The following is a 12,398-nucleotide window of genomic DNA, read 5'->3' as shown; positions in this document are numbered from 1 at the left end:
ATGCCGCTCGCCGTCCCGCGGCCACTGCCCGGCGCCCTTCGGCGGGGTGCCGCACGGGCCGCCCGGCGCACCGCCGTGCCCTGGGCCGCGCCACTGTACGTCGGCGCCGTACAGCTCGGTGCGTACGCCACCGCCCGGCTGCCCGGCCCACGGCGCACGGAACTGCTGCGCGCGCACTCCACCAACGTCGCCAACCTCCGGGCCGGCCGGTGGCGGACGCTGGTCACCAGCGCGGCGTTCGTCGAACATCCGCTGCCGGTGCCGTACGGCGCGGCGCTGCTCGCCGCGCTCGGTACGGCCGAGGCGCGCTGGGGCGTCCGGCGCGCGGCGGGGGTGTTCGCGGCCGGTCACGTCGGCGCCAGCCTGCTGGTCTACGCGGGCCTGCGGGCGCGGGGGCATGGGCGCACCGCCGACGGGTCCCCGGAGAGCAGCCCCGGGGACGCGACCGCACAGGCCGTCGACGTCGGGGCCAGCTACGGCTTCAACGCCACGGTGGGCGCCCTGGCCGCGACCGTCCCGCACCGCGGCGTCCGGGCGGCGGCGACGGCCGGTCTGCTGGCGCTGGCGACCGCCCCGGTGCTGCGCCGCGGACGGACGTTCACCGACGCCGGGCATCTGGTGGCCCTGGTGCTCGGGGTGGCGATGGGAGCGGGGATGGGCGGCAGGACGGGCAAGGGCGGGACGAGCTGAGGCCGGACGTGGCCGCGGCGGGACGGGCCGGGGCGGAGCGGGCGCGAGCCGGACAGAGCACGGCAGAGCACCGCGCAGCGGATTCCGGCCGCCGCCCTCCTCCCCCATCCCCCGCCGCGCTGTCGTCAACTCCCTTGCGGGCAGCCCGAGTCGGGCCCGTCCGGCCGCCGGTCACGGCGCCGGGGCGGGCCCGGCGCGGCGGATTCCCGTCGTGTGGCGCTCCGCACCGGGGACAGATCACCGACCGTCTGGTTCAATAGGGCCATGGCCAGCCTCACCGACACCGCGACAGGTCGCAGCGACCTGGAGCCCTTCTGGCCGTCCCGGCAGGCGCACGCCTTCGACCGCCTGTGTTGCCGCGCGCACTGAGCGCGGGCCCGCACACGCCTCACCGACGCCGCTGACGGCGCCTTCTCGCCCTGCCCGCGCGCATGACGTCCCCGACGCCCCTCTGCGCGAAAGAGCTGACTCCTCATGACGAACGTCCGTACCCTGACCGCCGGTTCCGCGACCGCTCCCCTTCCCGCCGCCTCCGCCGCGCACCCCCACCGCCACCGGCTGCGCGCCGTGACACCGGAGGAGGCGGCCCTCGCGTCACCCGCCGTCCCGGCCGGAGGCGCTCCGTATCAGAGCGTCGCCACGGCCGCCGAGCTGCTGCACTCCGGCGCGACCTGGCTCCCGGCACCCCAGCACAGCCTGCCCGCGCTGCCGGGACAGCCGCCGATGGTCGGCTACCTCGTGCTGGTACCGGCCGAGCAGGCCACCCCCACCGCTCCGGAGCCGGCCGCCGGGCCCGGGGCGCCCGCGCCGGCCGGTGACGCGATCGTGGCGATCGACCCCGAACAGCGCACCGCGCACGTCCAGGGCCGTCCGCTGGACCTGACCTACCTCGAATTCGAGCTGCTGGCCCATCTGGTCACCCATCCGCACCGGGTGCACACCCGCGACCAGCTGGTGACCACGGTGTGGGGCTACGGGCACATCGGCGACGGCCGCACCGTCGACGTCCATGTCGCCCGGCTGCGCCGCAAGTTGGGCGCGGCGCACCGGTCGTCGATCGTGACGGTGCGGCGGGTCGGCTACAAGTACGTACCGAGCCTCTGAGGCCGGGTCAGACGCCCTCCTGCCGCTGCCGCAGGCCCGGCCGGGCGGGGAGCCGCTCCCCCGCCCGGCCGGGTGCCGCACCCGCAGGGGGCCCGCCCCGCGGAGCGTCCCGGTCCGCCGGGCCGCCCCACCGGTGCAGTCCTCCCACGCACACCGCCGCCACCAGCCCGACGCCGGAGAGCAGCAGCACCCCCTCGGCCGGGGAGTCGGTGAGCGCCGCACCGCCCAGGCCGCCGAGCGCCGCGCTGCACACCGCCCAGACCCCCGCGCCCACCGCGTCCAGCAGCACGAAGCGGCGCAGCGGAAAGCGCAGGCTCCCGGTGGACAGCGCGGCGACCACCCGGCCACCGGGCAGGAAGCGCCCGGCGATGATCAGCAGGGCGGCGTGCCGTTCGACCCTGGCGCGGGCCCTGAGGTGCCGGGCCCGGCCGCGTTCACCGCGCAGCAGCCGGGCGCTCGCGCGCGGGCCCGCGTACCGCCCCACCGCGTAGCCGAGACAGTCGCCCGCCAGCGCCCCGGCCGCCGCGACGCCCGCCAGCAGTGCGAGCAGCGGCGGGTCGGGGCCGATGAGCACGGCGACCAGGACCACCGTGGTCTCGCTCGGCATGAACGGCAGCAGTGCGTCGAGGGCGGACACCAGCAGGACGACCAGCCACAGCCAGGGCGATCCCAGCATGCCCTGGAGGGGCGCGGTGAGCTGGTCCAGCTGCTCAAACATGGGCCGGGGTACCCCGGGGCGGGACGTGCGGCACCGGAGCGGCCGGGCGCGGCACGCCGCCGGCCGTCGCCGTCACCGGGCGGCCGCCCAGCGCCGCCCGCGCCGCCCTGGCCGCCAGCTCCCGCCGGTCCAGGCCCGCGTCGAGCGGCGTCAGCAGGGGATGCGCGGTGACGCGTACGGTCAGGTCGCGGGCGGCGAGCACCCGGCGCAGCGAGGCCGCGAAGGTGTCCTCGCCGCAGAACGCGGCGACGGTGCTGGGGCGGCCCTGCTGGCGGTAGCCGAGGGTCACCGGGCGGACCGGCGCGCCCGCGTCGACCGCGGCCTGGAAGGTGGCCCGGCGGAAGGTGCCCGCCCCGGCCGTGCACCAGGTGGTGGCCTGCGGGAAGACCGCCACCGACCGTCCGGCGGCGAGCAGTTCGGACACCTCCCGCACGGTGTGCGGCAGCCGGCGGGGGTGGGTCCGGTCGATGAAGTGCGTGCCGGCCCGGCGGGCCAGGCCGCCGACGACCGGCCAGCCGCCGACCTCGCGCTTGGCGAGCAGGGTGACCGGTTCGACGGCGAGCAGGGCGAGGATGTCGAGCCAGGAGACGTGGTTGACGACGACGAGGGTGCCGGGGCCGTCCCCGGCGGTGAGCGAGGCCGGGCCCTCGACACGGAGGTCCAGCGCGTCGAGCAGCGCGCGGGCGTGGGTCCGCAGCCGTCCCGGCTCGGCCATCCGCGCACCGTCGGTCAGCGCCCGCCGCACGGTGCGGGCGAACGCGGCGCCGCGCCGGGCGATCCGGGCCGCCGGGACCCGCGGCAGGGCGTGGGCGGCGCAGTCCGGGGTGCAGTCGGAGTGGACGTCGAAGGGGCCGTTCACCGCTCCCCCAGGAAGTAGCGCCGGTAGCGGTCGCCGAGCCGTTCCATGTCCAGGACGACGAAGAAGTCGGCCACCTCGAACTCGGGGTCGTAAGCGGGCTCGCCGCAGATGACGGCGCCGATGCGCAGATAGCCGCGGAGCAGCGGCGGCAGCTGGGCGAGGCTCGGACGCTCGGGGGCGGGGAGCGTGGTGTGCCAGGGGTGGTGCGGGGTGACCCGCAGCCCGGGGGGCGCGGCATAGCGGGTCCGGCCCAGTTCGCGGGCGTGGACGGCGGCGGTGCCGTCGTCGGCGAGCGGGACGGAGGCGCAGCCCGCCAGGTAGCGGTGCCCGGAGAGCAGGGTGTAGCGGGCGAGGGCGGCCCACATCTGGGTCATGACGGCGCCGTTGCGGTGGCCGGGGTGCACACAGGAGCGGCCTGCCTCGATGAGCGAGGAACGCAGCTCCGCCAGCGCGCCGAGGTCGAACTCGCCGTCGGAGTACAGCCGGGGGCTGCGGCCGGGCGGCAGCAGCCGGTAGGTGCCGACCACGTCGCCGGTGGCGGTGTGGGTGACGATGAGGTGGTCGGCGAGGTCGTCCACGGCGTCGATGTCGTGGCCGGCCAGCGGGGTGTGCAGGGTCGCGCCCATCTCCTCGGCGAAGACCTGGTGGCGCAGGCGCTGTGCGGCGCGGATCTGCGCCCGGGTGTCGGCGATCTCCGCGGTGTAGCCGGGGGCGGCGGGGGCGGGGGCCGGTGCGGGGGTGGTCGCGGGGTGGGGGACGGCGGCGGACGCGGTCGTTGCCATGCTCATGAGAGCCCTCCTTGGGGAGTGGGGAGGCTGGGTGAGTCGGCGGGGCGGTGGAGACGGCGGGGGCCGGTGGGGCACGGGGCGGTGTGCCGCCCCGGGGTGCTGCCGGGTCTGCCCCGGCCGGGGACGCACCCCATGACCTGGCCCTTCTCTACGCGGCAGACTGTTCCCGGGCCCGGCGGCCGGGCGCGTGAAGCCCAGGGAGCGAACGGATGAGGGCCCGCGGAACACTGGTCGCCGTGGTCCGGGGCGGGGTTGGCACCGGCCCGGACCGCGGGGACGGCGCCGGCCGGGACGAGCGCCCCTTCCCGCCTGCGTGCTCACCCGCCGGCCCCGGGCACCCGGCGGGTCCCGGCGGGTCCGGCCTACTTGGAGCGCGGCGGGCCGACCGTTAGCGTGCCCCCCGCACGGGACCGTTGTGAGCACCGAGCCAGGGGGCACACGTGAACCGACCGTCACGACGCACACTGCTGGGAACCGCCGGAGCTCTCGGCGCCGGAGCGGCGTTCGGCGGGGCCGCCCCCGCCGCCTCCGCCGCTCCGGCCCCCTCCGCCGGGACGCCGCCCGCCCGGGACCGGGAGCGGGCACCCGAGGACGCCACCGCACCGGCACGGGCCGCGCTGGCCCGGCTCCTGCCCCGGCACGCCGACCAGTTCACGCTGGAGCCGCTCGCCCGGGACGGCGCCCGGGACCGCTTCCGGATCGAGGGCCGTACGGGCCGCGTCACGGTCTCCGGGACCACCCCCGCGGTGCTGCTGACCGGCGTCAACTGGTATCTGAAGTACACCTGCCGGGTCCATCTGTCCTGGGCCGGCGACCAGGTGGCGCTGCCCGCCCGGCTGCCCGCCCCGGCCTCCCCCGTCGAACGGGAGACCGCGCTGCCGCACCGGTTCGCGCTCAACGACACCCACGACGGCTACACCGCCCCGTACGCGGACTGGCCGCGCTGGGAGCGGCTGATCGACGCGCTGGCGCTGCGCGGGGTGAACGAGGTGCTGGTCACCCCGGGCACCGAGGCCGTCTACCACCGGCTGCTGACCGGCTTCGGCTACTCCGACACCGAGGCCCGCGGCTGGCTCCCGGCACCCTCGCACCAGCCGTGGTGGCTGCTCCAGAACATGAGCGGCTACGGCGGCCCCACCAGCGCCGCGCTGATCGCCAAGCGCGCCGAGCTGGGCCGCCGGATCACCGGCCGGCTGCGCGAACTGGGCATGCACCCGGTGCTCCCCGGCTACTTCGGCACCGTCCCCGACGGTTTCGCCGCCCGCAACCCCGGGGCCAGAACCGTCCCCCAGGGCACCTGGTCGGGCCTCAGACGCCCCGACTGGCTCGATCCGCGCACCGAGGCCTTCACCGCCGTCGCCGCCGCCTTCTACCGCCACCAGGAACAACTCCTCGGTCCCGCCGACCACTTCAAGATGGATCTGCTGCACGAGGGCGGCGACCCCGGGGACGTGCCGGTGCCGGATGCCGCCCGCGCCGTCGAGAAGGCGCTGCGCACCGCCCGCCCCGGCGCGACCTGGGTGATCCTGGGCTGGCAGGACAACCCGCGGCGCGAGCTGCTGGACGCCGTCGACCATGACCGGATGCTGATCGTGGACGGCCTCAGCGACCTGGACACGGTCACCGACCGGGAACGGGACTGGGGCGGGGTGCCGTACGCCTTCGGCTCGATCCCCAACTTCGGCGGCCGCACCACCCTCGGCGCCAAGACCCACATCTGGGCCGAGCGCTTCACGGCCTGGCGCGACAAGCCGGGCAGCCGGCTCGTCGGGACCGCGTACATGCCGGAGGCCGCCGAGCGCGACCCGGCCGCCTTCGAGCTGTTCGGCGAACTCGCCTGGCGGGAGCGCCCGGTGGACCGCGCCGCGTGGTTCGACGGCTACGCCGACCTGCGCTACGGCGCCCGCGACGACCACGCCCGCGCCGCGTTCGCCGCGCTGCGCACCAGCACGTACGAGATCTCCAGCAGGGACGGCCGCCCGCACGACTCGGTCTTCGCCGCCCGCCCGAACCTCGCCGCCCGCTCCGGCACCGTCTACGCCACCCACACGCCCGCCTTCGACCCGGCGGCCTTCGACACCGCGTTCGCCGCGCTGCTCGCGGTCCGCCCCGCGCTGCGCGACAGCGACGCCTACCGCCACGACCTGACGGACGCCGCCCGGCAGGCGCTGGCCAACCGGTCCTGGCAGCTGATAGGGCAGCTCCAGGACGCCTACCGGCGCAAGGACAGGGACACCTTCCGGGCGCTGTCCGGCCTCTGGCTGCGGCTGATGCGGCTCAGCGAGGAGGTCACCGGCGCCCACCGGCAGTTCCTGCTGGGGCCCTGGCTGGCGGACGCCCGCGCCATGGCGACCGGCGCCGAGGAGGAGGCGCGGCTGGAGCACAGCGCACGGGCCCTGATCACCACCTGGGCGGACCGGGCCACCGCGGACGGCGGCTCGCTCGCCAACTACGCCAACCGCGACTGGCACGGCCTGATCGGCGAGGTCCATCTCCCGCAGTGGCAGGCCTACCTGGACGACCTCGCGGACGCCCTGGCCGCGGACCGGCCGCCGAAGACCTTCGACTGGTACGCCACCGAAGAGCCCTGGACCCGCGCCCGCACCAGCCATCCGCTGCGCCCCACGACCGACGCCCACCGCACCGCACGGCGGGTCCACGACACCCTCGCCACAGCTCCCTACCAGGGCACGCTCACGGTCACCGCCGACCCGCCCGCGCTGCCGCCGGGCGGCCGGGCCACGGTCACCGCGGCGCTGCGCAACGTCAACGGGCTGCGCGCGACCGGCCGGGTGGACTTCGCGCTGTCCGGTGTCGGGGCGACCGCGTCGGGCCCGGTGTCGCTGCCGTCGGTCCCGCCCGGCGGCACCGGCCGCGCCCGGTGGCGGGTCACCGCCCCGCCCGGCCCCCTGGAGACCCCGCTGCGCCCGCTCCCCTACGACCTCACCGTCGACTACGGCCCGCAGGGCGCGCCGCGGGTCCGTACGGCCCGGCACGGCACCCTCTTCGTCGCGGGCCCGCTGGACCGGGAGCTGCGGACGGTCACCACCAATGCGGCGGTTTTCGGCCAGTTGGACGACCGGTTCGCGATTCACGGCGGGGGTGCTGACCTGTGGAAGGCCACCGCCGAGTTCGGCGCGGTCTACCGCCCGGAGGCCCTGGCCGCCGGCGGCGCGGTCACCGTCGAGGTGACCGCCCAGGACCCGACCGGGCCCTGGGCCCGCGCCGGCCTCATCGTCCGCAACCGCCTCACCACCGCCGCCCCCGGCTCCCCGGACACCCTCGGCTTCCTCAACCTGTCGGTGACACCGGCCAACGGCGTGGTGCTGTCCTACGACGCCAACGGCGACGGCACCCTGGACACCTACCGGCGGCTCACCGGCATCACCGCCCCGGTACTGCTGCGGCTGACCCGCGGCAGGGACAGCGGCAACTCCGGTACCTACACCGGCGCCTGCTCCACCGACGGCGGTACGGCCTGGCGCGACATCGCCACCGTCACCGTGCCCGGAGCGGCCGCCCGGCAGGACACCGGGCTGCACCAGTCGGCCGCCAACTCGGCGACCGGGGACGGCGGGACGGCCGCTTTCCGCCGCTGGAAGCTCGCCTGAGCGCCGCGTACGCTGACCCGGGAACGGACCACGAGCGAGGGGATCACGGTATGAGTGCCGCAGCTGAGAAGGAGTGGCTCTACGCCCTCGACATCTCCGACGCCACCTGGCAGCGCGCGCCCGGCGAGTCCGAGGAGGCGGTGGAGATCGCCTTCCTGGAGCGGGGCGCGGTGGCCATGCGCAACTCCACGGACCCCGATGTGGTCCTGCGCTACACCGAGGCGGAGTGGCGGGCCTTCGTCCTCGGCGCCAGGGACGGCGAGTTCGACCTCCAGGGCTGAGACCGCCCCCGTCACCGGCCCTCCCGGCGCCCCTCGGGCCGCCTGGAGGGCCGGTGACCATCACAGGATTCACTCGTTTCACCGAACGTGAAGCAGCAGCAGAGTCAGCAGCAGGCGACACCCCGGCGTCCCGGCCACGGCTCCCCCGGCGGCCTGGAGGAGTTCGGCGACGTCATCGACGTCGAGCAGGCCGAGGCGGCGCTGGTGGAGCACTACCCCCGGCTGGTCCGGCTGGCGTATCTGGTGCTGCCGCCGGGCCGGGGCCGCGGCCGGGGCCGCCGGGTGCTGGCCGCCCACGGGGTGGTGCAGCGGACCCTGCCGCGGCAGCGTAGTTCCACCCGCGGAGCCGGCCTGCCCGCCCCGCGCACCGGCGCGGACGCGGCGATCGACCCCGGCTACGCCTTCGTCCGGCTGCGGGTGCTGCGGGCCGCCCTGGCCGGCGGGCGGACCCGCCGCTGGCTCCCACTGCCGCCGCTGCTCCCCCAGGTATGGGGCCTGCGGCTGTACCCGCGCTCCGGCAGCGCCGATGAACTGGCCCTGGACCAGGCGCTGTCCGAGCTCTCCGGGCCGGGCCGGGCGGCCTTCGTCCTGCGCGATCTGGAGCGGCTGAGCGCACCGGAGACCCGCCGGGTGCTGGAGGCCGCCGGGGTGGAACACCCCCGGGAGGCGCTGGACGAGGCGGAGCGGGCCGCGACCCCGGCCGGCAGCCGGGACCGGTCGCTCCTGGAGTCGACGGAGTTCGACCCCTGTGCGCTGCAGGCCAGGCCCACCGACCTGATCCGGCGGCGGCAGCACGGCCGGGCGGTGCTGGCGGCGGGCGCGGCCGTGCTGGTGTGCGGGGCGCTGCTGGGGCTGCCGGGCGAGGGCTGGGGCCCGGACGGGGCCGCCGCCCCGCCGTACGCGCAGAACGCCGCCGCCGAGGCGGCGCTCGACCCGGGCAAGCTGACGGTGACCCCCGCGGCCGCCTGGAAGAAGGCCGCGCGCCAGGACTTCACGGCCTGGCCCGCGCGCGGCGACCGCATCCACGACCGGGCGCTGCTGCGGCGGGCGCTGGCCGTATGGGCCAGGCCCGGGGCCGGGGTGCAGGTCTCGGCGACCCCCGGCACCCCGGCCGGCCCGGCGTCCGGCCCGGCCCAGCTGCTGTTCGCGGGCGTGGTGGACCACGCCGTGGTGGTGCTTCTGCACGACGGGCTGCGGGTGGTGCGCTACGCGGAGGCCGCGGACGGCGAGGGCCGGAGCGACGGCACGGGCGCGGCGCTGGACTTCGCGCGCACCGACGGCGCGGAGGCGGGCTCCGCGGCCGCGGTGGTGGTGAGCCGTACGCAGGGCAATATCCGCTATCTGACCGCTCCGTGGGTGAAGTCGGCGCGGCTGGCCGATCTGGTCAAGCCGGAGGCGGTGGCCCAGCCGGTGGCGGTCGGGGCGGGCGGGGTGACCGACCCGGTGCCCACGGCGCGGTCCTCCGCGACCTGCACGACCTGGCCCGCGCTGCGGATGGGCCGCCCGCTGCTGACCGATCTCGGGGAGCTGGTCCCGGCCCGGCTGACGTACGGCGCCCCGCGCAAGCCGGGCGAGGTGACCTCCCCGAAGGCCCGGACGGCGTGGGCGCGTACGGCCTGCCAGCTGGCCGCGGTGCGCGGCCAGGGGGTCCGTACGGTCAACGCCTGGGAGTTCGCCCGCCAGCCGCTGCCCGGGGGCGCGGGCAGCGCGGCCTGGCTGTGCACCCGCGCCGAGACCTGGCGGGGGCCGGGCAGCCGGACGATGGCGCAGATCCAGACGCCCGCCCCGAGCGGCCGGCCGAACGAGCCGGGCACGGTCGCGGCCCGCGCCGAGGGCGGCACGGCCTGCGGACCGCGGGCGCCGCGGGCGCTGGCGGGGGTGCTGTGGAAGGCCGCCGACAAGCGGTGGTGGCTGCTGGCGGCGGGCAGCGGCCAGGTCGCCTCGGTCACGGCGTCCGGCGGGGTCTCCGGTCAGGTGACCGGGCGGCTGCTGGCGGTCCCGGCGAAGGCGGGCGACCGCGCGGAGCTGGCCGGACGGCTGGCGAACGGCCGCCGGATCGAGGCGCTCGGCTAGGACGACAGGTCCTAGGACGGGCCGCTCAGGGGAGGACGCGTTCGGCGCGGCGCGGTGAGGGCCGGGCCGCCACGGCCCGCTCGTCGGCGGCGGCCAGCCAGAAGTACAGCGGCGGCAGGGCGAGTTCGACGACCGTCAGGGCGGTCTGGAACCACTGGGGTGAGCCGTGCACGGCCATCGACAGCAGCCGGCCGAGGCCGCCGAGCAGGAAGATCCCGGCCAGCCACCGCACCGCCCGCGCCGGAATGGGCCTCTGCCGCGCCGCCCAGATCCAGGCGAGGCCGTAGCCGAGGAAGACCGCCCCGTAGAACCGCTCCCGGCTGTCGACGGTGGCACCCGCCGCGGCCTCCCCCGGCACCGAGTCGATGCCGAGCGCGAAGTGGAGGACGCCGATCACCGCGCAGGCGGTCCCCATCGCCAGCGCAAGCCACTTGAGAAGTCCGGCCATGCCCCGGCCACCCTTTCCCCGTTGACAGATGCCGCTGGTAGACACCTGTCTACTCAGGGCGAACGTACGGGCGATAGTAGACAGGTGTCAAGTAACCTCGGAGCCATGCCCCCACGCCGCAGACTCGCCCCCACCGAGCGCCGCAGCCAGCTGCTCGACACCGGAGCCCGGCTCTTCGCGGCGAAGCCGTACGACGAGGTGTTCATGGAGGAGGTCGCCGAACGGGCCGGCGTCTCCCGCGCCCTCCTGTACCGCCACTTCCCGAACAAGCGCGACCTGTTCGCCGCCGTCTACCAGCAGGCCGCCGACCGGCTGCTGACCCGTACGGAACTCGATCCGGCCCGCCCCGTACCCGAGCAGCTGCGCGCCGGACTCGACGCGCACATCGACTACTTCGCCGCGAACCGGCACACCGTGCTCGCGGCGAACCGGGTGCTGGCCGGCGACCCGGTGATCCAGACCGTCATCACCGGCGAACTGACGGAGCTGCGACGGCGGCTGCTGGACTCCACCGGGCTCGGCGACGGCCCCGGGGACATGGTGCCGGCGGCGCTGATGAGCTGGCTGGTGTTCGTGCGCGCACTGTGCGTGGAGTGGCTGACCCACCAGGCCTTCAGCCGCACCGAATTGCGGGAGATGTGCGTGGGCGCGCTGCTGGGAACGCTGCGCCCGGTGATGGACCTCGACCACGCCCTGACGGCCGGCGGCGAGGCGCACCCCGCGGCCCCCTGGACCGCGCCCTGAGCCTTCCCCGCCCAAGGGGTACCGGCATTCCCTTGGGCGGCCCCTTGGAGATGGACCGCACCGCACCGGCCGCACGGTCACCGTCCCCGCCGACACCAGTGCGCTGCGGGCGATCCGCGACCAGGCACTGCCCGATCCGTCTGTGTCTCCCGCGCACGCGGTGGACGACTTGTGCTCGATCTGTGATGAAAGCGCCGATTCCGCGCCGCGCCCCAGGTCGTTAGGGTGGCCGCATGACCACCGGGACGCGCCGCAGGATGGGCGTCGAGGAGCGGCGTGAGCAGCTGATCTCTGTCGCACTCGACCTCTTCGGCCGGCGTTCCCCGGAGGACGTGTCGATCGACGAGGTCGCCGAGGCGGCCGGTATCTCCCGGCCGCTGGTCTACCACTACTTCCCGGGCAAGCAGCAGCTGTACGAGGCCGCGCTGCGACGGGCCGCCGAGGAACTCACGGCCCGCTTCGTCGAACCCCACGAAGGCCCGCTCGGCGCCCGGCTGTTGCGCGTCATGGAGCGCTTCTTCGACTTCGTGGCCGAGCACGGCCCCGGCTTCTCGGCACTGATGCGCGGCGGCCCCGCGATCGGCTCCGCCCACACCGGCGCGATGATCGACGGCGTCCGCCAGGCCGCCTACGAACAGATCCTGGCCCACCTCGGCATCCCCGACCCCGCCCCCCGCCTGCAGTTGGTCATCCGCTCCTGGGTCTCCCTCGCCGAGACCACCGCCCTCCTCTGGCTGGACGGCCACCACGTGCCACGCGCCGAACTGGAACGCCAGCTGGTCCACGATTTCGCTGCGCTGGCGGCGGTGAGTGCGGCGTACGACGCGCGGATGGCGGACGTGGTCCGCCGCATTCTCGCGGATGAGCCGGCGGACGGGATGTTCGCGGATCTCGTCGTTCGCCTGGGGCGGATCGTTTAGCCTCCCACGTTTCGGCTGCGCTTTGCTTTCGGCCCACGTTGTTGTCTTTCCCGCCGTGGTGGTTTCTCGCCGTTGCGCCTGCGGCGGGCGGGTGGGTGTCGGGTGCGGTGACGGGCCTCCGGGGCAGGGTTTCCGGACTGCTTCGCTTTACGTCCGGAAACC

General features: G+C 76.1%; 11 protein-coding genes. 7 read left to right on the top strand and 4 right to left on the bottom strand.

The window, feature by feature from the left end:
* On the top strand, positions 1 to 690 hold the full coding sequence (locus tag ACGFN2_RS31995) for a rhomboid-like protein (RefSeq protein ID WP_393366203.1): 690 nt from the start codon (positions 1 to 3) through the stop codon (positions 688 to 690).
* A 474-nt stretch (positions 691 to 1,164) separates the two neighbouring features.
* On the top strand, positions 1,165 to 1,794 hold the full coding sequence (locus ACGFN2_RS31990) for a winged helix-turn-helix domain-containing protein (protein ID WP_393366201.1): 630 nt from the start codon (positions 1,165 to 1,167) through the stop codon (positions 1,792 to 1,794).
* A 7-nt stretch (positions 1,795 to 1,801) separates the two neighbouring features.
* On the opposite strand, the gene ACGFN2_RS31985 is transcribed toward ACGFN2_RS31990, so the two are convergent.
* The 3 genes from ACGFN2_RS31985 to ACGFN2_RS31975 are packed head-to-tail and all read right to left on the bottom strand — an operon-like array spanning position 1,802 to position 4,159.
* Entirely contained in the window at positions 1,802 to 2,512 is a 711-nt protein-coding gene (locus ACGFN2_RS31985) for a DedA family protein (protein WP_393366199.1), read from the bottom strand.
* Positions 2,505 to 3,371, bottom strand: coding sequence for a lysophospholipid acyltransferase family protein (locus ACGFN2_RS31980; protein WP_393366197.1), 867 nt, complete (start codon positions 3,369 to 3,371; stop codon positions 2,505 to 2,507). The genes ACGFN2_RS31985 and ACGFN2_RS31980 overlap by 8 nt, the downstream gene beginning before the upstream one ends.
* Entirely contained in the window at positions 3,368 to 4,159 is a 792-nt protein-coding gene (locus ACGFN2_RS31975; RefSeq protein WP_362611720.1) for a GNAT family N-acyltransferase, read from the bottom strand. Before ACGFN2_RS31975 ends, ACGFN2_RS31980 begins: the two co-directional genes overlap by 4 nt.
* A gap of 440 nt (positions 4,160 to 4,599) precedes the next feature.
* Between ACGFN2_RS31975 and ACGFN2_RS31970 the strand changes: the two genes are divergently transcribed.
* The 3 genes from ACGFN2_RS31970 to ACGFN2_RS31960 all read left to right on the top strand — a co-directional run bounded on the left by ACGFN2_RS31970 (position 4,600) and on the right by ACGFN2_RS31960 (position 10,124).
* Positions 4,600 to 7,770, top strand: coding sequence for an alpha-N-acetylglucosaminidase TIM-barrel domain-containing protein (locus tag ACGFN2_RS31970; RefSeq protein ID WP_393366195.1), 3,171 nt, complete (start codon positions 4,600 to 4,602; stop codon positions 7,768 to 7,770).
* Between the two features lie 50 nt (positions 7,771 to 7,820).
* Complete coding sequence (locus tag ACGFN2_RS31965; protein ID WP_362611724.1) at positions 7,821 to 8,051, top strand: DUF397 domain-containing protein; 231 nt, start codon at positions 7,821 to 7,823, stop codon at positions 8,049 to 8,051.
* Between the two features lie 87 nt (positions 8,052 to 8,138).
* Positions 8,139 to 10,124: a hypothetical protein gene (locus tag ACGFN2_RS31960; protein WP_393366193.1), complete on the top strand. Its 1,986-nt coding sequence runs from the start codon at positions 8,139 to 8,141 to the stop codon at positions 10,122 to 10,124.
* A gap of 25 nt (positions 10,125 to 10,149) precedes the next feature.
* Here the strand turns inward: ACGFN2_RS31960 and ACGFN2_RS31955 are convergent, their stop codons facing one another.
* The gene (locus tag ACGFN2_RS31955; RefSeq protein ID WP_393366191.1) at positions 10,150 to 10,572 is read right to left on the bottom strand and encodes a DUF4345 domain-containing protein; all 423 of its coding nucleotides are present in this window, start codon (positions 10,570 to 10,572) and stop codon (positions 10,150 to 10,152) included.
* Between the two features lie 105 nt (positions 10,573 to 10,677).
* Here ACGFN2_RS31955 and ACGFN2_RS31950 point away from each other — a divergent pair, with 105 nt between their 5' ends.
* Complete coding sequence (locus ACGFN2_RS31950) at positions 10,678 to 11,316, top strand: TetR/AcrR family transcriptional regulator (RefSeq protein ID WP_393366189.1); 639 nt, start codon at positions 10,678 to 10,680, stop codon at positions 11,314 to 11,316.
* Between the two features lie 233 nt (positions 11,317 to 11,549).
* Positions 11,550 to 12,236, top strand: coding sequence for a TetR/AcrR family transcriptional regulator (locus ACGFN2_RS31945; protein ID WP_362611733.1), 687 nt, complete (start codon positions 11,550 to 11,552; stop codon positions 12,234 to 12,236).
* Positions 12,237 to 12,398: the final 162 nt, after the last annotated feature.

Origin of the sequence: Streptomyces sp. NPDC048612 (assembly GCF_043199295.1) — a bacterium.
Taxonomy (GTDB): Bacteria; Actinomycetota; Actinomycetes; order Streptomycetales; family Streptomycetaceae; genus Streptomyces.
This window is presented reverse-complemented; position numbering and strand designations above follow the sequence as displayed.